The sequence below is a fragment of the Paraliomyxa miuraensis genome, assembly GCF_026337845.1.
Taxonomy (GTDB): domain Bacteria; phylum Myxococcota_A; class Polyangia; order Nannocystales; family Nannocystaceae; genus Paraliomyxa; species Paraliomyxa miuraensis.
This window is the reverse complement of sequence record NZ_JAOVZF010000148.1, coordinates 208,182-229,650: the sequence shown is the minus strand read 5'-3', so window position 1 is coordinate 229,650 and position 21,469 is coordinate 208,182. Positions and strand designations below refer to the sequence as shown.

Below are 21,469 nucleotides of genomic sequence, written 5' to 3'. Positions count from 1 at the left end.
CCTAGGGAAGCTCGCGTGACCGAACAACCCTTCGCGCACGAATTACGGGGGGTCCGAGGCAGGACAGCCCTCGGGCGGGACCACCACCAGCTCCACCCGGCGGTTGCGTGCCCGGCCTTCCTTGGTGTCGTTGGAAACGAGCGGTCGCTCTTCGCCGTAGCCCTGCGCGGCGAGCCGGTCTGCTGCGATCCCGTGCTCGATGAAGTACCGGACGACGGCCTGGGCCTGCCGTCGGGTCGGATCGATGGCCATGTAGCGGTGGCTCTCGGCGGTCTTGGCGTCCTCGTGGGCACGGACCTCGAGCCGCACGTCGGGGTAGCGCATCAACACCCCGGCGATCTCGTCGAGCCGCGCGTACGAAGAAGGCTCGATCTGCCCCTTGTTCGAGGGGATCGTGAAGCGCAGGCCCTCGATGGTTCCGGTGACGGCGAGCAGCTCCTCGGGGAGCGGAGCGCACGAGGGCGGCGCCGTCGGCGGCTCGCTCGGCTCGCCCGGCTCGCCCGGCTCGGTGGCGGGGCAGTCCGCCGCGCTCGTGCACGAAGGCTCGGTCGTGGGCTCCGCCTTGCCTGCCACCGGCCCGTCGTCCGCGGTCGCCGGCTCGACGGAGCGGGCGGAGGTCGCAGCTCCTTCACCCGGGGTCGCCGATGCCGTGGGGCGGGCACAGGCGAGGGCGAGCATCGACCCACTCGTCATCGTTGCCAAGATCATGACGCAAGGGCGCATTCACGGACGATACGCCAGATGCGTCCGGAATGCTGCGGTCGACTGGGCTTGCCGCCTACTGGGCTGCCGTCAGCTTGACCTGCCGTCCCGCGCGCACGCGGGTGACCGCCTCGGCCACCGCCTGTCGCAGCTCGGCCGCGCGCACGGGCTTGGTCAGCACCGGATGCTCGGCCGCCTCGACGAAGCGGACGGCGTCGTCCGTGAACGCCCCGCCGGTCATGAACACGAAGCGACGCGCGAGCGAGGGCTCGAGCTCCACGACGCGGGCATGCAGCTCCATGCCGGTCATGTCGGGCATCATCAGGTCGCACACCAGCAGATCGAAGCGCTTGTCGTGGGCGAGTCGCTCGAGTGCAGCGTGCCCGCCGTCGACGTAGACCACCTCGTGCTCGCGTCGGAGCACTCGCACGATCGAGCTGCCGACCAGCTCGTCGTCGTCGATCACCAGGATTCGCGCGGGGCCGAGGTCGATGGGCAGGGGGGTGAGATCGGGGGCGGGGGCGGGGGCCTCGGAGGTGGGGAGGCGCACCACGAACTCGGTGCCCACGCCCAGCTCGGTGGTGAAGCCGATGGTGCCGCCGAGCTCCTCGACGATTCGCTTGCACACGGCCAGACCCAGGCCGGTGCCCTTGCCGGGCTCCTTGGTGGTGAAGAACGGCTCGAACAGGTGCTCCTGGATCTCGGCCGGGATGCCGCTGCCGGTGTCGCGGACCCGGATGATGACCGTGCCCTGCGGGTCGCTCGGCTCGGAGGGGGGCTCGTGTGGTGGATCGCCAGGGCGATCCCAGGAGGTGCCCTCGAGCTCGGTGTGCACCTCGATGCGATGCTTGGCCGCCTGCCCGGCCACGATGGCCTGCGCCGCGTTGGTCAGCAGGTTCAGCAGCAGCTGGGTCAGGCGCCGGGGAGTGCTGGCCACGACCGCATGCGACTGCAGTCGGGTCTGCAGCCGAGCGTGGTGGCGGATCTCGTTGCTCGCCATGCGGATGGCCTCGAGCACGGCGTCGTCCACGTAGGCCACGCGCGCGTCATCGATGGGTCGCACCATCGACAGGTGATCGGCCACGATCTGACGAATGCGATCGGCTCCCTCGGATGCGTGGTCGAGCGCCTCTTCGATCTCCGGGCTGCGCTCGGACACCGGCAGCAGCTCGCGCAGCAGCTCGAGGTTGGTGGCCACGTAGGTCAGCGGGTTGTTGATCTCGTGGCTCACCTCGGCGGCCATGCGCCCGGAGGCGGCGAGGTCCTCGGCCCGTGCGCGTAGCTGCTCGCTGGTGGCCAGCTCCTGGGTCACCCGGGCCTGCTCGCGCTCGCGAGCCAGATCTTGCTCGCGCTCGCGTCGGAGCAGCACACTGCCGCCGACCGAGATGCCCCCGATCAAGAGCGCCTGGCTGACCCAGCGGGCGGTCTCGGTCGCGTCGTGCGTGGGAGTGCTCCCGCTGAGCCAGAGCATCGCCGTGGTCGAGGCCAGCACCGAGATCGACACCAGCACGGGGTCGCCCGGCGAGCCCACGAGGAAGAGGAGGGGGATCATCATGACCCAGGTGGCCAGGGTGGTATCGAGGCCAAGCGGGGTCTGGGCCGATACGGCGAGCGCGACGGCCGTGGTGATGGCGGCCAGCGACGCAACGCCCCGATGGACCCGACCCTCGGGTCCGGGGATCAACCCCGCGGCGAGCAACGCCGCCGCCCAGATCGCGGTCAACGAGAGCGGTGGACCGTGGACCGCATTGGGACGGGTGAGTAGGCCCAGCCCCACTGCGATCGCACCCAACACGAACAGCTTCCGCCGTGGGTCGGATCGCCGTTCCGGCGGAGTCATCGCCTCGACCACCCACATCGAGGATGCCAGCGGGCAGGCGAGAGTGGATCACCTTTCGTGTATGGTACGGGGTTTTCCTTACGCCATTGGAATCATGCGGGATATTCGCGGTCGCCCTGGCAAGGCGGCCAACGACCGGCGGTCGCCGGTCTTGCCATTGGGCGCCAGTTCGCAGGATTTGCGCCAGGAGCTCGGGGTCAGCGACCGGAGGGGTCGCCCCCGTTGAAGGCCCCGTCGGTGCTCTCCTGCAGCTCGCGGTCGGTCTCGAGATAGGTGCGGATCGCCCCCGCGATCACGCGCGCGATCACATGGGCTCGCTGGCGCATGCGTGGCGTCGGCGGCTGCGGGTGCTCGCCGGTGGCATCCATCTCGCACAGCAGATCCTTGCGGACCTCGAGCGCGAGCGAGCTGGGGCGGTTTGGATTGCGCCGGTAGTCGCGGCCCACGTTGGCCTCGACGATGAACCGCTGGATGCGCTCGTAGGCCGCGGCTGCCTCTCGGAACAAGCCCTCGTGCTCGGGGGCGGCTCGCTGGTAGCGATGCAGGTGGCCGCGCAGCGACTCGGGTAGCGCCTGTCGCAGGTTGGTGTTGAGCAACATCTGCCACACCAGCGCGTGGGCGGGCTCGTCCACGGTGGCCGGATGCTCCGCTTCGAACCGCATGCGCGCGTAGGAGAAGAAGTACCAGACCTGTGAGCGCACCTCGATGCTGCCCTCGGGCAGCGAGTAGGGGTGGTTGCTGATCACGCGAAAGCCCGCCCGCTCCAGGTTCAGCGAGATCCGATCGCGCAGGATCCGGCTGCAGGTGCTCTCGCCCAGCCCGTCGGGGTAGATCGGGTCGAACACGCCGTAGGGCATTCGTGCCTCGCGCAAGTAGCCGGCCGGGATGTTCACGAGGCTCAGGTGCGGGCGTGACGTGGCGCTCGGGTTGCGCTCGTCGTAGGTATGGACGCCGATCACGATCAGCTTGTCGCGGAAGTTGGCCTCGAGCCGATCGCTGATGTGATCGTAGACATCGAGCAGGTCCATCTTCTGCAGGTGCGTGAGCGCGTTGCAAAACGGTGGGTTGATCGACAGGCGCTCGAGCGGATCGTCGTTGCCGGGCGGGGTGCTGCCGGGGAAGCGGTTGAAGTCGAGCAGCGCCCGCGCGATGCGGACGCGGCCGTAGCACGGCAGGCCCAGGCGCATCGCGAGGCTCTCGGCCACGAGGTTGGCCCCCCAGTCGCGCTCGCGAACGTGCGCACGCTCGATCTGGTCGAGGGGGACGGTGGGGCGGCCGTCCTCGTGTGTGCGAAAGCGCTGCGGGATCACGTCGCCATCGTGGACCGTGTGCACGAACAGGCGCGAGCGATACGCCTCGGCGACCATGGGCGTCTCGTCGCTCGTCACGGGGGCGAGCTCGAAGGGGGCCTGCCAGGGGCGGTCGAAGTCGAAGCGCGCGGTCATCGGGCCCGGCAGGGTAGCGCGTTCCGTGGGCTCGGGGCACGGACCGGGCTCACGCCGCCCGACGACGGCGAGCTAGTAGAAGCACTCTTGCGAGACCACCTCGGGCGGAGCCGAGAGCGTCATGTCCACCAGATCGATCACGATCGGATCGCCGCCATCCACCTCCAGCTCCACGTGGATCGTGGCCGGGGCACCGTCGAGCGTGCCGAGATCGGCGATGTCGTCGGGGGGCAGCACCGTGATGCAGTCGTGCGAGAATCCCCCGTCGAGGGTGTCGAACCCCCCGCAGTCGAGGCTGTAGAGGTAGTTCTGCTCGATGTAGAAGCTCCCGAACGGTCCCGGGAAGCCCTCCACCACCACCTCGACCAGGGCGAACGTCAGCAGGGGGCTGGCCAGCTCCCATCCGCCCATCTGGGGGTAGAGGGGGAACATCCAGCTGCCCTGGCCACCGCACTCGATGGGGAACGCGCCGCCCGAGACCAGCGTCTCCCCGCCCGCTCCCTGGAGCTCGAGCGAGGGGGTCGCGAGCGCGTCGTTCCAGCCATTGCACAGCTCGAGCTCCCCGGTGGTGCTGGTGCCGAAGGTACCTGGCCCGGCGGTCGTGCTCGTGCCGCTGTCGTCGACGACGGCGGTGGTGGTGGAGATGCTGGGATCGGAATCGGCGGTGCTGGTGGTGCCCGAGGCGGTGGCGCTGGTGCTCGGGCCGGAGGCCGAGCCTTCGGCCGTTCCGTCGTCACCGCAGGCCGAGGCGGAGCAGAGTGCGAGGGCGAGGAGCACCGAGGCCCCATGGCGGGGCGAAGAGCAAGTCAAGCGCATGCCTGCGATCATGGGCCTGCCGCCGCCCGGGTTCAAGGTGATGCGTCGCCGGGGTGCTCGAGCACGATTCCCACCCAGGGCGGGGCGCTGTCGAAGCTCCCGCCCACGGCCACGCGCGAGCCGTCGTCGAAGCCGTGCACCGCGTGGAGCACCAGGTTGGTCGGCGTCTCCACGGCCACCGGATCGAGCGATCCCGCGGGCAGCTCGAAGATGCCCCCCAGGCGGCCCACGAGGGTGCCGGTGCCGTCGGGGTCGAGCCACACGCCGTTGAGCCCCGCCGGCATCAGGACGACGTCTTGCCACGTCGCACCATCGAAGCGGGCGACGCGAGCGTTGGAGCGTCCGCCCACCGCGACCACCTCGGCCATCCCGTCGCTGGATCCCCGGCCCCACAGCGCGATGAACGGAGCGATCGAGCCGGGGGCCTCCGCCACCCACTCCCCCACCTCGAGACGCAGCAGGACCCCGCCGTCTCCCGCCACGAACACGTGCTCGGCATCCACTCCCCACACCTTGAACAGTGCGTGTGCGTCGTCGGGCAGGGTGGGCAGGGGCACCAGCGACCAGCTCGCGCCATCGAAGTGCAGCAGCGTGGGCGGGTCGGCGACCCCATCGCCGCCCACGGCCCACACGTCGTCGCTCGCGGCTCCCCACACGCCCCACAGGGTCACGGTGGTCGCGGTGTCGTGCGCGACCCAGGCCTCGCCCTCCCGCCGCAGCGCGGTGCCGAGCAAGCCCACCGTCCACACGTCGTCGCCCGCCTGGCCGATCCAGTCGAGCATGGGGGTGTCCGCGGGCAAGGCATCGGGCGTCCAGTCGTCGCCGTCGCGGCGCAGCACGAAGCCCCGACTCTCGCCGTCGCCCTGCTGACCGCCCGCGATCATCGCCTCGGCCGCGCTGCTGCCCCACACGCTCATGGCCATGCCAAGCTCGGCATCGAGCTGGGCGATCACCTGCCAGCCCCCGGCGGGGGGCTCACCGCTGCCGTCGGCGGTGGTGTCCGCGGTGGTCGTGCTGGTCGGGGTCTCGCCGGTGCTGGAGACGGAGCCCGCCGATGTGCTCGGGTCCGAGCTGGTCCCGCTTCCGGTGGTCGCGGCATCGTCGCCACAGCTCGCGGCCACGGTGAGCAGGGCGAGCAGGGCGAGCGTCGCTCGTTGCATCCGAAGCACCCGCATCGGCTTCGAGCATACCCGCATTGGCCGGCTCGACCGCGCGCGCCTTGCCCGGCCGCCGCTCGGCGCTCCATACTGCGAGGGCATGGCCGGGGGGCAGCGAGGGGGGGCGAGGGGCCGCCGGGCACCGAGGCTCGCCATGACCATCACGGCCCTGGTGGCCGCGTGGCTCGGGGGCGGCTGCGGCGATCCCGGGCGCCCTCCGTTCCTGGCCGAGGTGGGGCCGCAGGTCGCGGTGGTGGGCGAGGAGCTGGTGATCGTGCTGGTCGGATCCGATCCCGATGGCGATCCGCTCGAGTACTCGTTCTCCTCCTACTCCCTGCCGACCCTGCGCGACGGTGCCGTGCTGCAGCCCACCCCGGACGGACGGGCGCTGTTCACCTGGACGCCGCTGGCCGACGACCTCGGCGAGCACGTGATCGAGTTCGTGGTGAGCGACGGGGAGTACCAGCGGCGGATGCCCACGGCGGTCGAGGTGCGAGGTGCGGCCGGCGAGGGCAGCCAGCCCGTGTTCGTCGAGCCGCTCGGCGAGGGGCTGGTGCACGACTTGGCCGATGGTCCGTGCGTACCCGAGGTGTCGATCACGGTGCAGGATCCCGATGACACCACCCTCGAGCTCCGTCAGGAAGCGCCGGTGATCGAGGGCTCGGCGCTCGCCGTCACCCCCGACGGGCTCGGGGGGACGTGGACCTGGTGCCCCTCGGCGGAGCAGCGCGCCACGGCGGGGATCCACGAGCTGGTGCTGGCCGCCGACGACGGCGACAACCCGCCCACCATCAAGCGGTTCTCGGTGTGGCTCAAGCGGGCGGGCGAGGACTGTCCCACCGTGCCGCCCACCCTGCAGCATGCGCCGTTCGACGTGGAGACGCTGGCCGATCCCGAGCTCATCGTCACCGCGGGCGACGACGTGGGCCTGCCGTTTCCGCCGATCGTGTTCTGGTCGACCGAGAGCGTCCCCATCACGCAGATGACCAGCGTGTCCATGATGCTGGTGGACGGCAACGCGACCAACGGCACCTATCGCGTCACTCTGCCCAACCCGGCCGTCCCGCTGGGCGCGGGCTCGACCGCGTCGCTCCACTACCTGATCGCGGTGGGCGACGACGACGGCTGCTTCGCCCAGAGCCCCGGCGACGACACGTTGCACGAAAAGCGCGTGACCAACCCCGGGGGCCCGGGGGCGGGGCCGTGCCAGCCCTGCTCCTATGATGCCCAGTGCGGCGGTCAGGACGACCTGTGCCTGCAATTCGGGGCCGAGCAGGCCGCATGCGGCAAGGCGTGCAGCTCCGACGGCGAGTGTGCGGTGGGCCTCGTATGCTCGGCGGCCGCGGTGATCTCGGTGGAGGGGCAGGGCGGGCGGCAGTGCGTGCCCCAGACGGGCGGGTGCAACGTGGTCTCCTGCGAGGACGACGACTCCGAGCCCAACGACGACCTCGCGCAGGCGCTGGACAACCCGCCCCTGCCCGAGGGGGCGCTGTCGGGCCGGCGCCTGTGCCCCCTCGACGAGGACTGGTACCACCTGGTGCTGCCGCAGCGGGCTCGGGTGCTGGCGCTGCTCTCCGGATCGCCCACGCCCGACATGGCCCTGATGCTCACCACCGAGGGGGGCGTGCCCGTCACCCTGGAGGCGAGCCCGGGGACTTCGGTCGAGGAGCTCGACAGCCCGTGCGTCGATCCGGGCGACTACGCGCTGCGGGTGTTCTCGCCGTTCGACGGGGCCGGAGAGTATCAGCTCAGCTACGTGCTCGACGTGGCCGCCTGTTAGGCCGTGCTCACAGCTGCCCCGCCGGCACATGCCCCGCGACGATGGCCGCGGCCTGCCGTGGATCGAAGGGCGTGCGCCACAGACACGGCAGCTGCTGTCGCGAGCGGAACAGGTCGACCACGTAGTTCATGCGATCGTGATAGTCGCCCCAGTCCGCCGCCGCGCTGCCCCGGGTGGTGTCGGGGGTGCGATCGAACCGACCGAGCACCGCCCGGAGCTCGGGATGGGTCACGCGCTGCAGATCGGCCGGGAACATCGAGCCATCCGGCAGGGCCGGCACGTCCCGCCCGACCCACACCCTCTGCTCGGGCAGATCGAGCCGCACCGTCGCGAGCGTCACCTGCTGCCGCAGCCGAGCCTCGAGGCGCCGCCACACCCCGCGCCGCCACGCCCCGCGGGGGCCCGCGATCGGGAGCGCGAGCCGGCACACCACGTCCAGCGCGCCCGCGACCTGTGCCTGGAGCCGATACTGTTCGTGGGATCCGATGAGCAGGTTGCCCAGCAGGATCCGCTGGGCGCGCTCGGGCCCTTGCGGCAGCGAGGCGGCCTCGACGAACGCGCGCAGGGCCCGGCGGAGGGCCTGCTGTCCGCCCTGCTCCACCGCGCCGGGTCGCAAGGCCTCGAGGGCTCGGCCGAGGGCGGCGGGGCGCTCCACTGCGGGCAGCTCGAGCAGCCGCAAGAGCTCGACGAACAGCGGGGCGATCTCGGCGTAGACCTTGCGATTGCCCTCCGCGAGGTGGTCGCGAATGCGCTGGTCGAGCACGTCGATGCGCTGGCCACGTCGCGGGCTCAGGCGCACGAGCACGTGCCGCAGCGGATCGGGCAGCCACTCGCCGCGGATGAAGCGGCCGGCGGTCCTCGAGGCCCACACGGCAAAGCTGGCCCAGCACGCGTCTCGACGACCCAGGCGCGTGGCGATGGCCATCCCGAGGTCGTGATACGACTGCGTGATCTGGAGGTTGCGCAGCACCGGGTCGGTGCGTCGAGCGATGCGCGAGACCTGCTCCGCGGTGACGAGGGCAAGAGGGCTGGGCTGTCCGTCGAAGGGCACGATCGTCGCTCCGCCGGTGAAGACCCGCGAGGCGGCGATTCGATCACTCGAAGGGGCGTCCACGAATGCGCGTTCATCCCTGCGGGCACGGCACCACGCGCTCGACCCCGCAGTTTCAATGATGCGCTTCTAGTCTTCGACACCCCGACCGTCGCTGCTCTCGCCTTCAGCAGGGCGACTCGATCGGGAGCGGCGTCGAAGGCGATCGCAGTCGCCGCAGCGCCTCGACCGGCTGGGGGTCGGGGTGCTGCGGCGGCGGTTGGATGTCGAGCGGGCCTGCGGCCAGATCTATGGCCAGATCTACGGCCAGATGAGCTGCACGCGGCGGTCCTTGCTGCGCTCGCTCTCGTTGGTGCCGCTGGCCTCGAGGCTGCCCTTGGCGAGCACCCGCAACAGCTCGCCCGGCACGCCCTGCTCGACGAGGAACGTGCGGACCGAGCCACCGCGGCGCTCGGTGAGCATGATGTTGTACTCCTCGGTGCCCACCCCGTCGGCGTGAGCCTCGAGGATCACCTCCTGGCCCTGCGAGGCGATGCAGCTGGCGGCCCCGGTCAGCTCTTCCTGGCTCTTGGGGGTGAGCGCGTCGCTGTCGAACGCGAAGTACACCGCGTCGAGATTGCAGGGCCCACCACCGGTGGTGCCGCCGCCCGCGAAGATGCACATGCCGCCGTCGCAGATCTCGTCCATCGGGCACTGATCGTCGGTCTGGCACTGTCCCGCGGCCGCGCAGCGGCCGGAGTCGAAGTTGCACGTGCTCGGCGAGCACTGGATGTCGTCGGTACAGCCGGCGCAGGCGCCCGCGGTGCAGACCAGGCCGCCCACGCACTCGAAGGTCTGGGTGCACGGCGCTCCCATCTCACCCGAGCCTCCGCCACCACCGCCCGCGGCGGCCTCGGCGGGGTCCATGCAGCGGAACTCGTGGCAGACCCACGCGGGTCCGCCGGCGGGGCCCTTGCCCACGCACTCGGCGTCGGACTTGCAGTTCTGGCACGAGCCGTCCACGCACGTTTCGCCCAGATCCACCTTGCAGTGCTTGTCCTTCTTGCACTGCGGGTAGGTGGGCTTCTTGCAGCCGGTGCTCGGCAGCACCACCACCATGGCGGCGAGGGCCGTGCCGAGTGACCAGAGCCGTCCGTGACGTCGGCACGAGTCGAGGAGGAGTCGGGAGAGCGAGGGGGTCGTGGAGTCGGGCATCGGTCCTCGTGGGGTATGAGCCCAGAGCTTGCCCGACGCAGGCGCCCGCGTCGACGGCGAGGCACCACCCCATGCCCCTGCCGCCGCCCCGTGCGTGATCGAGATTCCATCCTGGGCGGGCGCGGGACCGTTTTGGCCCCAGTGGCCGCGAGCCTGCGCACGAGTGATATCGTCCGGCTCCATGGACTCTCGGGGCTGCGGAGGACTCGTGCTGCTGTGCCTGCTGGCCTGTGCCGGCTGTGGGGACGACGGTGCCGGCGATGGTGGGACCACCACGTTGGACGGTGGAAGCAGCAGCGGCGGCGCGCCCCCCAACGCGGCGCCCACCGTGGTGGCACAGGTCGACGCGACGGCGGCCTGCGGACAGGCGGGGGCCACCCGCGTCGAGCTGCACGCAACGCGCATCGGGTGCAAGAATCCCCCGCCGGCTCCCTGTACCCTGCCCAACCCCCCGCGCCCGACCGTCGGCGAGGGCTTCGACTGCCCCGCCGACGGCTCGCCGCAGACGCTGCGCGTGGAGCTGACCCAGACCGGCCGCTACCACGTGGAGGTGCTGACCATGGCCGCAGACGCCGAGCTGTCTCGAGCGTGCTGGGGCGAGGGAGGGCAGGTGGAGTTGCTCGTCACCGAGGAACACCTCGACGACAAGCCCACCTTCGTGGTCGAGCCGCTCGACGGCACGCCGTGTGGCTAGCTACCGGTCGCTTCCGCGTCGATGCTTCGCGGCTCGTGCTGCAGCCGGTAGAGCGCGTTGTTGGTCTGCACGTAGACCGAGCTGCTCCCCGCGAGGATCCGCTGGATCCTCGAGGTGACGATCGACTGCCCCTCGGCGTCGACGAACGCCATCGACCGTCCGACCACGGGGCGGTTGAGCAGCCAGACCGTGCGCGGCGCGAACGCCTGCCGCTGCACCTGATCGATCTGGGGAGAGGGATGGGGGAGTCGAGATGCAACGTAGAAGGGCATGGGGGTTCGACCGAGTCCTTGCAGGGCTCGTGCCGACGCTTACGAGGCCATCGCGCCCGAGATCACGAAGCCATGGCTCTGCCGTGGGGTGGGGCAGGCCGCCCATGGCGTGGCGCCTTGCCCCACCAGAGCGCGGATTCGCGGCTCGGCCCGGCACTCGGCCACGACCGGCGGTCACATCGCCTCGCTTGACGAGGGGCGGGTGCGTATCATCCGCAGTAGACCCGAGGGGGCGGCGGATCCGGCCCAGGGGGAGCGAGGGTGCGGCGCGACGAACGGAAGGAGCGGCTACGAACGGGGCTCGTCGTGTTCGTGCTCGCGCTCGTGATGTTCGGGGTGCTGCTCATCGTGGGTCAGGCGCGGGGAGTCTTCAGCGAGAAGACCTCGGTGTACGCGGACTTCATGACCACCTCGGGCCTGCGCGAGGGCAGCAAGGTCCAGCTCGCCGGCGTGCCCATCGGCAAGGTCAGCCAGGTCAGCTACGTCGACGTGCGCTACTCCTGCGATCCGCTCACCGAGGACGTGGGGCGCTACGGGGCGGGCCGCACCGACAATTGCGATCGCCGGTTGTTCTGTGCCCCCGTGGCCGAGTGTGCCGAGCTCGAGCCCATGGCCTACGATCACCAGTACCTGCGCTGCGTGGACGACGGTGACTGCGGAGCGCAGGAGGTCTGTGTGACCACCGAGCTGCGGCGCCGGGCCCCGCGGGTGCTGTGGATGGGTCCCAATGGCGTGTGCGCTCGCTTCCATACCCTGCACCATCGCGTGCGGGTGAACATGACCATCGAGGCCGAGCGGCTGCCCCTCATCCGCCGGGACAGTCGGGCCTCGATCGCGGCCAACACCGTGCTGGGCGACCAGCTCGTCAACATCACCCAGGGGGTCGGCGATCCGCTGTCGGAGCACGATCGCGTGCTGTCGGCTCCGTCGCTGGCCGAGGACATCGAGCTCTATCGCATGCGCCTCGAGCGGGTGATCGAGCAGGTCGACGAGGCGCTCGGCGCCGTCTCGGGGCTGGTGGCCGAGCTCGGCGACCAGCGCACCATGAGTGCGATCTCGGGGATCATCATCAACCTCGAGCAGCTCAGCCGCTCGATCGCCGAGCAGCGAGGGCTGGTGGGGGCGTTGGTGGGCGACCCCGGGTACAAGCGCGACTTCGGCATGATCCTGCACGCGCTCGGGGCCACCAGCAGCGGGGTCGATCGCTTCGTGGCCGGCGGCAACCGGATCCTCGCCACCACCGATCGCAACCTCGAGCCCCTGCTCGCGGACGTGCGGGCCACCATCCGGTCGCTCAAGGCGCTCCTCGCCGATCTGCGCGACCCGAAGAACCAGAGCGTGGTGGCCCACCTGCTCGATGATCCCGACGGCAGCCTGGTGCGCGACCTCGAGTCCATCCTCGGGCAGACCGAGCAGATCGCCGAGGCGGTCACCGGGCTCGTGGAGGCGGTCGAGGGCGAGGAGGGCACGCTGGGCAAGATCGTGGGCGACCCCAAGCTGGCCAACGATCTCGGGCGGCTCTTGCACAACCTGCAGAGCAACGAGGCGCTCAAGGGGCTGCTCTTGCTCGCGGCCGAGCAGCAGGACGTGGGGATCAAGGCCTCGCGCAACCCGGCCGGTCCCCGGCAGCGACGCTAGCGGAGCGGGTGGGGCGTCAGGTCCTCGCCCAACCGACCCCTGGCCCAGGCGGGTGTGAGCCGGTCGAACCGGCTGGAATCATTGACATTCATCGGGTTCAAGCGATCTGCATCACACCGACGCGGTAGGCTGGTCGCTCATGGCCAAGCCCCCTCGCCCCTCCGCTGCGGTCCGTGAACGAAGTTATCCGCCGCCGTTTCCCGATGGTTGGTACCGGGTGGCCGGCTCTCACGAGCTGCGTCCCGGGGCGATCCTCTATCGGGAGTGCCTCGGCGCGCAGATGATCGTGTATCGCGGCGAGAACGGTCGGGCGCAGGTCATGAGCGCCTTCTGTCCGCACATGGGGGCCAACCTCGCGGGGGGGTGCGTCAAGGGAGACCGCGTGGAGTGCCCGTTCCACTTGTGGCAGCTCGCGCCCGATGGCTCGGTCGCCCACGTGCCCTATGCCGACAAGCTCCCGCGGGCGCGGCATCGGATCTGGGCCACGCGCGAGCGCTACGGGCAGATCTTCATCTACCACCGCGGAGCCCAGATCGACGCGCCGCCGCCCTACGACATCCCCTCGATCGCCGACATCGACGACGGTCGCATGGTCTACCGCGGGCGCTACGACGCCGGCAGCGTGCACATGCACCTGCTCGAGTTCGGTGAGAACAGCGTGGACTTCCAGCACTTCTCGCCGCTCCACGGGCAGATGTTCGTACCGTGGACGCGCCTGCGGGTGCCCGGGGTCCAGATCCAGCACGAGGCCGACTGGGAGGACGACCCCGAGCATGGCCACGTGGTGCGGTTCAAGAACCACTCGACGCTGCGGATCCTCGGCAAGCTGCGCCCCGAGACGCGGGGGGACTCGGTCGCGACCTTCTGGGGGCCGGCGGGGATCGTGATGTTTCGGATCACGATCCCGAAGATGGGCGACATCCTGTTCTTCCAGACCCACCTGCCCGTGCAGCCGCTCGAGCAGCGGGTGTGGTTCCACTGGTTCGCCGACGTGAAGATGCCGCGGTGGTTGGTCTACTACGTGGTGGGCAACTGGATCTCGCAGTGGCGCAACGATCTCGACGTGTGGGAGAACAAGGTGCACCTGCGCAAGCCCCTGCTGGTCAAGGGCGACGGGCCGATTCATCGCCTGCGCAAGTGGTGGAAGCAGTTCTATCCGGAGGGGGTGATGTATCCGGGGGACGAGGCGGACGACGGCGGGGAGGCCGAGCGCGCGGCGGAGTGAAGGCGCGTGGGTCGGTGAGCGGGAGAGGGTGCACTGCACGAAAGGCACGGCTTGCCATTGGCCCAGTCGCCGCGGGCGAAGTAGAGATGTCCTCGAGCCAGGTGCCGTGCTGGTAGTAGTCGAGGCACTCGTCGTCGACGAAGCCCTGTCGTGCGCCATGCTACGGCTGCGATCACGGGCTCTCGGCGCAGTACGGACCGCGCGACGGCTGCGGCTTGGCGGGTAGGACTCGTCCCCACTATCCTGGGACGGTGCTCGACCGAGAGCCTACCGTGCCCGACGACGCCGCGCTGGCTCGCGCCCTCGCTCGTGCTGCGGGCGCCCGCTTCAGCCACCTTCCACGCCTGGGTGACGAGGAACCGAAGCCGCTGCTCGACGTGCCCTCGACCGAGCTGGCCTCGCTGCGCGAGGCCATGCGGTTTGCACGGGAAGCCCTGGGGGATGCCTTCGACCAGGTGCTTCGCGAGATCGCCGAGCTCCTCCGCGAGGGCACGCGCAAGCTCGACCTCGTCGCCCGTCATCAGGGCGCTCGATTCGCCCTCGTGTTCCCCGGTCTCGATCGTACGGAGACCAGCCGCCGCGTCGAGGTCCTCCGGGCGGCGGTCGAGCAGCGCCGGTTCGAAGCCGACGGCGTGCCCCATCAGCTCACCGTCTCCTGCGGCGTGGCCGAGCTAGGACTGCACCATGCCAATGCGGACGCCCTGCTCGAGCTGGCGGCGACACGCCTGCGACACGCCGGTCGATGTGGTGGCAATCGCATCGTCGCGTCCAACGACTGATTCTCGACTGGACACTCCCCGGACTCACCATCACCCAAACGCGGCTCTCGCCCGTTTGAGCCGGTCCTCGTCGTCCGTACGGCGCTCCACGTGGTCGAGCAGCACGCGCGCGAGCCGGGGGTCGATGAGACCGATGTCGTCGGGCCGCTTCGAGCGGAATTCCCATCCGCCCAGGAAGCGCGCGGCGCCCTCCGCCAGGGCCGAATCGTCCGCGAGGTCTCGCTCATCGAGCGCGCCCACGACCGCGGTGGTCGGTGACTCGAGCAAGAGCTGCTCGGGGAGCGTCTCGTAGGAGGGGAAGCCGCTCCACGGCCCCTGGCCGCTGCCAAACCACCGCAGCAGGGCTCGGATGCGCTCATCGGGCTCGGCCAGCTCGCGCACGAGGGCCGTGGCGAAGGGCTCGATGTCGACGATGATCCCCTCGGCGAGGATCCGGTGCTTGTGCTCCTCCCAGACCTCGCGGACTCCATCTGGCATGGCGCGATCCCACCCGGCCATCGCCTCGAGGGCAGCCGTCTCACGGTCTTTGGCTTGCTTCATCGCCTCGCGCATCCCCGGAACACCATGGTCGGCCAGCCAGTCGGCGAGCTTCGTTCCATTCACCAGCTGCGCGTCGTGATGCCACCCGTTCCATCGAATCCCGTGGCCATGGTGGAGGCCGATCACGCACGTGCCCCCCTGCGCATCGACGAACTGGAGGGTCGGATCCCCGTGACACATGCAGTGGCCGAACGTCTCGGGATCCTCGACGATCCGCAGGGTGCTCACCAGGGCATCGATCGCCACTCGGTCGTCGGTCTCGTAGAGGATCTCGTCCCGCATCGGCCGTCCATCGTTCGACCCGCCGTCGAAGACCTGGACGCGAATCGAGCCGGCCAGAGCTTCGTCGAGAGAGGTTTGGGTCGGATCGGGCCCCGAGCCCTCGAGGTAGGCCTTCATGGCCGAGTCGACCAGGGCCTGCGAGCCGTCGGGCATCGCTACGAGGTGAAATCCGGCTCTAGCCATCCGGCGACGCTGCAGCCAACCACGGATCGAGTCGAACAGTCCCATCGCGGCGAGGATACCGCACTGAGACTTCGGGGACGATGGAAGCATGACGAGCTTGCCCCGGGACTCGCTTCACGATTCACCAACACCATCCATCGACCGCGCGGAGTCCGCGTCGTGCGGCATCCAGCCCGCGACGTCCTCGGCGTGGCGCCCCGCATCGCGCAGCAGCCGAACCAGGGCAGCCGCGAGCCGGGCGGTGGCCGTACCGACGTCAACCGCAGTTCTACGGTCTCCACACTCTACACAGGAGGCCACGCGACTGCCTGACGGGGCCCGGTTCAGCACGAAAGTCTCCGAGCTGCCACCGTGGCAACTGGATCTCGCAGTGGCGTAACGATCTCGATGTGTGGGAGAACAAGGTGCACCTGCGCAAGCCCTTGCTAGTCAAGGACGACGGGTCGATCCATCGGTTGCGCAAGCGGTGGAAGCAGTTCTATCCGGTAGGGGTGATGTATCCGGGGGGCGAGGCGGACGACGGCGGGGAGGCGGAGCGCGCGGCGGAGTGAGGGCGCGTGGGTCGGTGAGCGGGAGAGGGTGTACGAAGGCACACCGCTACTCGTGGCATGAGAACTCCGGCGGCTTGCCATTGGCCCAGTCGCCGCGGGCGAAGTAGATGTCCTTGAGCCAGGTGCCGTGCTGGTAGTAGTCGAGGCACTCGTCGTCGACGAAGCCCTGGAGCTCGGAGATGCGCTTGCACTCGTCGTAGGCGACCTCGTTGAACTCTTCCAATAGAGTGCCTTCTTCGGGCCACCCGACACGGTCGAGGCGATCACCGAGGGCGTCGTACTCCTCCTGGGTGATGCAAAGGCATGCGGTGGGGTTGCGGTGGTTGGCGTCGTCCTGGAGCAGCGACGAGCTGCCGTCGGCCCGAAAGCCGCGCGGGCTGATGAGCCACAGGCACGCGGGCTCGGTGAGGCCTCGAGGATCGTCACCGGTGGTACGGTCCGAGCAGGTGCAGCTGGTGCCGGTCGTGAGCAGCGACGCACCGAGGGCGGCGGCGAGGCTCACGGCACGAGCGTGTATGTGAGATCCAGCCATTGCTTTCCTCGCTTGATCCTCACGGTGAGGGCCTCGGCAGCGGCGAGCTCGGTGTAGACACGCAGGGCGGAGTCGAGGTCGTGGATGATCAGGCCGTCGATCGACTCGAGCCGGTCGCGGTTGCGCAGGCCCAGTGCATGGAGGATGGAGCCGGGCTCGACGCCGTGCAAGACGTGGCGCTGGAGTCCGGGGTCGTAGACGAGCACTGCGCCCTGGTCGAGGAGCGGAGTGGGATCGGCCTGGAGCGCTCGTGCGAAGGCCTCGTCGATCTCACAGTCCTGGTCGTCGCAGGAGACGAATCCGTCGACCTCGACCGTGACTCCGGCCGACGTGTCACTGCCGGTCTCGTCGAGGCCCGAGTCGGTCGTGCCGGTCTCGGAGCCGCCCTCGGATGCACAGCCGCCGTCGTTGCCGTCGGTGCCGCCGCCATCGGCACACTCGTAGGGGCTTGGGTTGGGACACGAGCCACCCGCGGGAGGCGAGCCATACTCGCAGTTGCCGATGCAAGCGCCGTCTCCCTGGCGAAAGTGCCCCTCCGCGATCGAGGCTTGGGAACCGGCGGTCGTCCAGCAGTTGTGGTCGTAGCCCGGTGGTACCAGCGACTGGCACTCCTCGCGTGCTGCCTGCTCGAGGGCGGCCAGGAACGCGTCGAGCCTGCACTCCGGGGCTTCGTCAGAGAAGATCTGGTGCTCGGCGTCGTTGTAGCAGCGACAGCCGCGAGGTGCTGCACCGTCGGGGCGGAGGATCGACTCGGCGTCGTCGAAGCTGCTACCGATCGGCCACTTCTTGGCGAGCGCGAGGTTGCGGCACCAGTCGTGGCCTGGGGAGGTCACCTTGATGCAGGTGTCGTGGTAGACGCAGCCGGAGGTGCTGGGGGGGAGGGAGGCGAGCGCCAGGCCGAGGACAAAGCCGGTCGGGAGGAGCCACCAGCGGCGGTGCGGCTCGTCGACCGTTGGGGGCATGAGGGGTATGGTACCGCATCGGAGGTGGTCGGTCTCGAGCGAGGGCGAGGTTGGCGGAGGTGGGCTGGGGTCTCGGGCGAGGTTTGTGAGCGGTGAGCGGGAGAGGGTGATGTTGCCTACCGCCGCAGCACGATCGCTTGGGACGGAATGCGCGCTTGCCAGCCCGCCCGTTCCAGCTCCGGATCGGTATGCTCCTCCTCCGGATGACCCAGGCAGAGGTAGGCGACGAGCAACCAGTCGACCGGCACGTCGAGAATGGCGCGAATGCGATCCGGATCGATGATGGAGACCCAGCCGACGCCGACGCCGTGCGCCCGCGCGGCCAGCCACAACGCGTGAACCGCACCGACGACGGACCAAGTCAGCGTCTCCGGCATCGTCCGCCGCCCGAGGCCGTGGCCATGACGCGTCGCGCCGTCGGCGAACACCGCCAGATGCTCCGGTGCGCGGTCGAGGCCGGATAGCTTGAGCCGCGCATACCGTTCGGCCCGGTCGCCGTCGTAGGACGCGAGGGCGTGGCGGTTGCACGCTTCGAAATCCGCCCGAACGTCGGCCCGCCGGACCGGATCGTCGACCCGCACGAAGCGCCAAGGCTGGCTGTTGCCCACCGACGGCGCCATGACGGCGAGGCGGATGAGTTCCTCCATCATGTCAGGGGGCAGCGGGTCGACGCGGAAACGGCGAACGTCCCGGCGCCAACGGAACAGGTCTTCGAGCTCGCTTCGAAAGCGGGCGTCGAACATCGGAGGCGCTACGGTCGCGGTTGACGGTGGCATGAAAGGGCCCTACGTGCGGACTAGCACTGTAACAACGACGAAGTGCGTCGGCTGAAAGGGCGCAAGCGGCACGTGCTCCCCCGCTCGACGGAAGGCACGCCGCTACTCGTGGCATGAGAACTCCGGTGGCTTTCCATTACGCTTGCACTCGTCGTAGGCGATCTCGTTGAACTCGTCCAATGGAGTGCCTTCTTCGGGCCACCCGACGCGGTCGAGGCGATCGCCGAGGGCGTCGTACTCCTCCTGGGTGATGCACACGCACGCGGTGGGGTTGAGCGGGCTCGGCGCCGTGCAAGACGTGGCGCTGGAGTCCGGGGTCGTCGAGGCGGGGTCTCGAGCGAGGTTGGCGGAGCGGTGGGCGGAGGTGGGCTGGGGTCTCGGGTGAGGTTCTGTGAGCGGTGGGCGGAGGTGGTAGGGGGTCTCGGGCGAGGTCCGCAGACCGCGGTGGGAGGTGGCTGCGGGTCTCGGGCGAGGTCCGCAGACCACGGTGGGAGGTGGTAGGGGGTCTCGGGCGAGGTCCGCAGACCGCGGCGGGAGGTGGTAGGGGGTCTCGATGGGGCTCGCTCGAGCGCCGTTCCAGGTCTGGAGGCCCTCCTCGCGGGCCGAGGTCGACCGCGAGGAGGGAGGCGCGGGGCTTTTCGGGTGGTCAGGCCACGGCGGCGGGCTCGGGTGCGGCGGGCTCGGGTGCGAGTTGGGGTAGCTCGGGCAGCGGGGCGTCGACGGGCTCGTCGGTGGGGGCCTCGCTGGGCGACCGCGGGCGACGGGCACGGAGCAGCGGCTCGAGCTGGCGCTGCGCGGCGGCGATCGACTCGGGGTCGTCCTCCTCCACCAGGCCGATCACGCCGCGGGAGTAGCCGGCGATGGCGGCCTGGAGCGCGCGGAGGGGCTCGAGCACCCCGGCGGGCTCGGGAGCGAGCTCCTTGCGATCGGTGATGCCGAGCACGCTGCCGTAGGCCGCATGCGCCTGGCGTAGCTCCGAGAGGTAGGCAGCACCGGCGAGCTCGTCGAGCTCATCGGCGAGGTCGTCGGTCGCGATGAGCACCAGCCGACGCTCGCTCTGTGCCCACTCCTCTGCGTAGGGGAGCGTGAGGAAGTCCAGGCCCGTGGGGAAGAGCAGCGCGAGCATCGACTTGGCACGGCCGACATGGTCGTGCGCACCGAGCAGGAGGCAAGCCTCGAGCCGGGTCCGCAGCGCGGCCCAGCGGTGATCGAGCGCGAGGTCGAAGGGGCGCGGGTCGACGGGGGTGGTGGGACGGTTGGCGTCGATCCACACTGACTGGAGGTCTCGGGCGGCCTCGCGGAGCCTGGCGAGTCGACGGGCGATGAACCTGGTCGGGCGGGACGGAGCGGCCGCGAGCAGACCGCGGGCGAGGGTGAGGGTGGCAGCAGGAGTGCGGGTGGGGACGGTGGCGTAGGGGGTGGGGTCGAAGGCGGGCATGACGATGGGGGCGGGAGGTGCTCGGCGCGGTACGGCGGCGGGCTCTTCCCGAGGGTTGGGTTGGTCGTTGGACGCGGTACGCCGGGCGGGATGCGCGGCGCGGAGACTGGTGCAGTAAACGGGGTGGTCGAAGAATGGCAAGGAGAAGATGGCGTCCCGATGTGGGGCTGGGCTGGGAGGTCGGGGGCGAGGCACGAAGGGGTCAGGGTGGAGGTGGCGGGGGTTGTGCTCGAGGGAGGGGTGGTCGATCGCGATCCGTGGAATGATCGGCCGATGCAACGCCCAGGCCGGCTCCTCGCTACGGCGCTCCTCCTCGTGACCGCGTGCCGCGGCGGCTCTTGGTCCGGCGACGCCTGCGAGCGCGCGGAGCTCGAGACCGCCGCGGCCGAGCTCTGGCGGGCCGAAGCCGCCTGGACGCCGGAGGGCGGCACCATCCCCGACCCCACGCCGGTGTCCGCACGCGCGCTCTGGAAAGGCTGCCCCAGTCTGCCGGTGGGGCTCCGCGCCTACGTCGACGTGATGACCGAGCACCCGACCCCGCCGTGGGAGCGAGACGGGAGGCCGATGCCCGAGCACGCCGTCGACGAGTTCGATGCGATCCTTCCCGGCCACGCCGCCGTCCACGGCAAGGTCGTGATGGAGGACCCGGCGACGGCGGCGATCATGGAGGCGCTGTGCCCCGGCGCCCCGGCAATCGCCGAGGCGCTCGGCGAGCTGCCGGGACACGAGCGCAGCGCGGCCCTCTTCGACCGCTGCGATCTCGGTCGGCACGGCCTGCTGAGTCGCGACGAGGTGATCGCCTTGGAGGGTCAATTCCCGGTGATCTTCGCCTATGCGATCGCCCGCTGGCTGCAGGAGGAGGGTGGCGCGTCGCCGGAGGTCGCCCACGTGCTCGCGCGCGCGCTGGCGATGAGCTCGCGATTCCTCCCCGTGGTCCCGCGCTCCGGACAAAGGCTGGCCGTCGGGACCGCCGCGGTGGAGCCCCTCCATCGTCCGAACGAGATCACCATCCACGTTGGACCCGACACGATCGAGATCGCGGAGCGGAAGCTCGTCGACCTCGACGGCGGAGCGGCCCCGGACCACGCGATCACCAGCGGGCTGATCGGCCCGCTCGACGACGCCCTCGCGGAGGAGGGCAACCAGCTCCGCCAGCTCGCCCCGGAGCAAGCGCTCCGGCTGGCGATCATTGGCGACCGCAGCTTGGATGGTCCGACGCTCGCGACGATCGTCAGCACCGCCCGGAAGGCCGGCTTTGCGGTGATCGATGCCGTGATCGTGATCCCCGACGGACCGCGGAAGCTCGGCCGCGTACCCCTCAGTCGCGGTGAGCAGGCGATCGTGGCGGCGATCACCGTGTCGCTCGACAGGAGCGCGACCCGGATCGCCTGCGGCGACGCCGAGCCCCGCGAGCTCGCGGCCGGCGAGACCCTACGGGCCGCGATCGACGGCTGCGCTGCCGGTCCCGGCGGTACGCTGCGACTGAGCGCGGGACCCGGAGTCGCGCTACAGCGAGTGATCGATGCGGCGATCGCTGCCCGCGACGCCGGGGTCGAGGTGTACTTCGCGGCGACGGATCCCGGGTGAGCGGTTCCGCTTCGGCGTGGTCGCC

20 protein-coding genes are annotated in these 21,469 nt (G+C 70.3%); 7 read left to right on the top strand and 13 right to left on the bottom strand.

Going from position 1 to position 21,469, the window contains the following annotated elements; genetic code table 11:
- Positions 1–42: 42 nt before the first annotated feature.
- The 5 genes from OEB96_RS15550 to OEB96_RS15530 all read right to left on the bottom strand — a co-directional run bounded on the left by OEB96_RS15550 (position 43) and on the right by OEB96_RS15530 (position 5,978).
- A complete protein-coding gene (locus OEB96_RS15550) occupies positions 43–693 on the bottom strand; it encodes an OmpA family protein (RefSeq protein ID WP_266216614.1) in 651 nt (216 codons plus the stop codon).
- 85 nt (positions 694–778) lie between these two features.
- Positions 779–2,494: a hybrid sensor histidine kinase/response regulator gene (locus OEB96_RS15545; protein ID WP_266216612.1), complete on the bottom strand. Its 1,716-nt coding sequence runs from the start codon at positions 2,492–2,494 to the stop codon at positions 779–781.
- A gap of 245 nt (positions 2,495–2,739) precedes the next feature.
- On the bottom strand, positions 2,740–3,987 hold the full coding sequence (locus OEB96_RS15540) for a hypothetical protein (RefSeq protein WP_266216611.1): 1,248 nt from the start codon (positions 3,985–3,987) through the stop codon (positions 2,740–2,742).
- Positions 3,988–4,059: 72 nt separating this feature from the next.
- Positions 4,060–4,803, bottom strand: a complete 744-nt coding sequence (locus OEB96_RS15535) for a hypothetical protein (RefSeq protein WP_266216610.1) — start codon at positions 4,801–4,803, stop codon at positions 4,060–4,062.
- A gap of 32 nt (positions 4,804–4,835) precedes the next feature.
- Positions 4,836–5,978, bottom strand: a complete 1,143-nt coding sequence (locus OEB96_RS15530) for a beta propeller repeat protein (protein ID WP_266216608.1) — start codon at positions 5,976–5,978, stop codon at positions 4,836–4,838.
- Between the two features lie 136 nt (positions 5,979–6,114).
- Here OEB96_RS15530 and OEB96_RS15525 point away from each other — a divergent pair, with 136 nt between their 5' ends.
- The gene (locus OEB96_RS15525; protein ID WP_266216607.1) at positions 6,115–7,740 is read left to right on the top strand and encodes an Ig-like domain-containing protein; all 1,626 of its coding nucleotides are present in this window, start codon (positions 6,115–6,117) and stop codon (positions 7,738–7,740) included.
- Positions 7,741–7,747: 7 nt separating this feature from the next.
- Here the strand turns inward: OEB96_RS15525 and OEB96_RS15520 are convergent, their stop codons facing one another.
- Positions 7,748–8,854 (bottom strand): hypothetical protein, encoded by a 1,107-nt coding sequence (locus OEB96_RS15520; protein ID WP_266216605.1) that lies wholly within the window; start codon positions 8,852–8,854, stop codon positions 7,748–7,750.
- A gap of 237 nt (positions 8,855–9,091) precedes the next feature.
- Positions 9,092–9,985 carry an OmpA family protein gene (locus OEB96_RS15515; protein ID WP_266216603.1) on the bottom strand — a complete coding sequence of 298 codons (894 nt, stop codon included), beginning with the start codon at positions 9,983–9,985 and terminating at the stop codon, positions 9,092–9,094.
- 181 nt (positions 9,986–10,166) lie between these two features.
- Here OEB96_RS15515 and OEB96_RS15510 point away from each other — a divergent pair, with 181 nt between their 5' ends.
- On the top strand, positions 10,167–10,679 hold the full coding sequence (locus OEB96_RS15510) for a hypothetical protein (protein ID WP_266216602.1): 513 nt from the start codon (positions 10,167–10,169) through the stop codon (positions 10,677–10,679).
- On the opposite strand, the gene OEB96_RS15505 is transcribed toward OEB96_RS15510, so the two are convergent.
- Positions 10,676–10,951 (bottom strand): hypothetical protein, encoded by a 276-nt coding sequence (locus OEB96_RS15505; RefSeq protein ID WP_266216600.1) that lies wholly within the window; start codon positions 10,949–10,951, stop codon positions 10,676–10,678. The genes OEB96_RS15510 and OEB96_RS15505 overlap by 4 nt on opposite strands.
- Positions 10,952–11,212: 261 nt before the next feature.
- Here OEB96_RS15505 and OEB96_RS15500 point away from each other — a divergent pair, with 261 nt between their 5' ends.
- From OEB96_RS15500 to OEB96_RS15490, 3 genes are all read left to right on the top strand, one after another.
- Positions 11,213–12,589: an MlaD family protein gene (locus OEB96_RS15500; RefSeq protein WP_266216599.1), complete on the top strand. Its 1,377-nt coding sequence runs from the start codon at positions 11,213–11,215 to the stop codon at positions 12,587–12,589.
- Between the two features lie 139 nt (positions 12,590–12,728).
- Complete coding sequence (locus OEB96_RS15495; protein WP_266216598.1) at positions 12,729–13,814, top strand: Rieske 2Fe-2S domain-containing protein; 1,086 nt, start codon at positions 12,729–12,731, stop codon at positions 13,812–13,814.
- A gap of 251 nt (positions 13,815–14,065) precedes the next feature.
- Complete coding sequence (locus tag OEB96_RS15490; RefSeq protein ID WP_266216596.1) at positions 14,066–14,593, top strand: GGDEF domain-containing protein; 528 nt, start codon at positions 14,066–14,068, stop codon at positions 14,591–14,593.
- A 30-nt stretch (positions 14,594–14,623) separates the two neighbouring features.
- Here the strand turns inward: OEB96_RS15490 and OEB96_RS15485 are convergent, their stop codons facing one another.
- On the bottom strand, positions 14,624–15,643 hold the full coding sequence (locus OEB96_RS15485; RefSeq protein ID WP_266216595.1) for a hypothetical protein: 1,020 nt from the start codon (positions 15,641–15,643) through the stop codon (positions 14,624–14,626).
- A 74-nt stretch (positions 15,644–15,717) separates the two neighbouring features.
- Here OEB96_RS15485 and OEB96_RS46435 point away from each other — a divergent pair, with 74 nt between their 5' ends.
- Positions 15,718–16,149, top strand: a complete 432-nt coding sequence (locus tag OEB96_RS46435; protein WP_323137401.1) for a hypothetical protein — start codon at positions 15,718–15,720, stop codon at positions 16,147–16,149.
- A gap of 46 nt (positions 16,150–16,195) precedes the next feature.
- Here the strand turns inward: OEB96_RS46435 and OEB96_RS15475 are convergent, their stop codons facing one another.
- From OEB96_RS15475 to OEB96_RS15460, 4 genes are all read right to left on the bottom strand, one after another.
- A complete protein-coding gene (locus OEB96_RS15475) occupies positions 16,196–16,651 on the bottom strand; it encodes a hypothetical protein (protein WP_266216594.1) in 456 nt (151 codons plus the stop codon).
- Positions 16,648–17,643, bottom strand: coding sequence for a PDZ domain-containing protein (locus tag OEB96_RS15470; RefSeq protein ID WP_266216593.1), 996 nt, complete (start codon positions 17,641–17,643; stop codon positions 16,648–16,650). Before OEB96_RS15470 ends, OEB96_RS15475 begins: the two co-directional genes overlap by 4 nt.
- Positions 17,644–17,759: 116 nt before the next feature.
- Complete coding sequence (bluB, locus tag OEB96_RS15465) at positions 17,760–18,386, bottom strand: 5,6-dimethylbenzimidazole synthase (RefSeq protein WP_266216592.1); 627 nt, start codon at positions 18,384–18,386, stop codon at positions 17,760–17,762.
- A 679-nt stretch (positions 18,387–19,065) separates the two neighbouring features.
- Positions 19,066–19,857, bottom strand: coding sequence for a hypothetical protein (locus OEB96_RS15460; protein ID WP_266216590.1), 792 nt, complete (start codon positions 19,855–19,857; stop codon positions 19,066–19,068).
- A 90-nt stretch (positions 19,858–19,947) separates the two neighbouring features.
- Between OEB96_RS15460 and OEB96_RS15455 the strand changes: the two genes are divergently transcribed.
- A complete protein-coding gene (locus OEB96_RS15455) occupies positions 19,948–21,444 on the top strand; it encodes a hypothetical protein (protein WP_266216588.1) in 1,497 nt (498 codons plus the stop codon).
- Positions 21,445–21,469: the final 25 nt, after the last annotated feature.

Coding starts and splice junctions, on each gene's coding strand:
- OEB96_RS15550 (WP_266216614.1), bottom strand. CDS start 693: ATGACGAGTGGGTCGATGCTCGCCCTCGCCTGTGCCCGCCCCACGGCA.
- OEB96_RS15540 (WP_266216611.1), bottom strand. CDS start 3,987: ATGACCGCGCGCTTCGACTTCGACCGCCCCTGGCAGGCCCCCTTCGAG.
- OEB96_RS15535 (WP_266216610.1), bottom strand. CDS start 4,803: ATGCGCTTGACTTGCTCTTCGCCCCGCCATGGGGCCTCGGTGCTCCTC.
- OEB96_RS15530 (WP_266216608.1), bottom strand. CDS start 5,978: ATGCGGGTGCTTCGGATGCAACGAGCGACGCTCGCCCTGCTCGCCCTG.
- OEB96_RS15525 (WP_266216607.1), top strand. CDS start 6,115: ATGACCATCACGGCCCTGGTGGCCGCGTGGCTCGGGGGCGGCTGCGGC.
- OEB96_RS15515 (WP_266216603.1), bottom strand. CDS start 9,985: ATGCCCGACTCCACGACCCCCTCGCTCTCCCGACTCCTCCTCGACTCG.
- OEB96_RS15510 (WP_266216602.1), top strand. CDS start 10,167: ATGGACTCTCGGGGCTGCGGAGGACTCGTGCTGCTGTGCCTGCTGGCC.
- OEB96_RS15505 (WP_266216600.1), bottom strand. CDS start 10,951: ATGCCCTTCTACGTTGCATCTCGACTCCCCCATCCCTCTCCCCAGATC.
- OEB96_RS15495 (WP_266216598.1), top strand. CDS start 12,729: ATGGCCAAGCCCCCTCGCCCCTCCGCTGCGGTCCGTGAACGAAGTTAT.
- OEB96_RS15485 (WP_266216595.1), bottom strand. CDS start 15,643: ATGGGACTGTTCGACTCGATCCGTGGTTGGCTGCAGCGTCGCCGGATG.
- OEB96_RS15470 (WP_266216593.1), bottom strand. CDS start 17,643: ATGCCCCCAACGGTCGACGAGCCGCACCGCCGCTGGTGGCTCCTCCCG.
- bluB (WP_266216592.1), bottom strand. CDS start 18,386: ATGTTCGACGCCCGCTTTCGAAGCGAGCTCGAAGACCTGTTCCGTTGG.
- OEB96_RS15460 (WP_266216590.1), bottom strand. CDS start 19,857: ATGCCCGCCTTCGACCCCACCCCCTACGCCACCGTCCCCACCCGCACT.
- OEB96_RS15455 (WP_266216588.1), top strand. CDS start 19,948: ATGCGCGGCGCGGAGACTGGTGCAGTAAACGGGGTGGTCGAAGAATGG.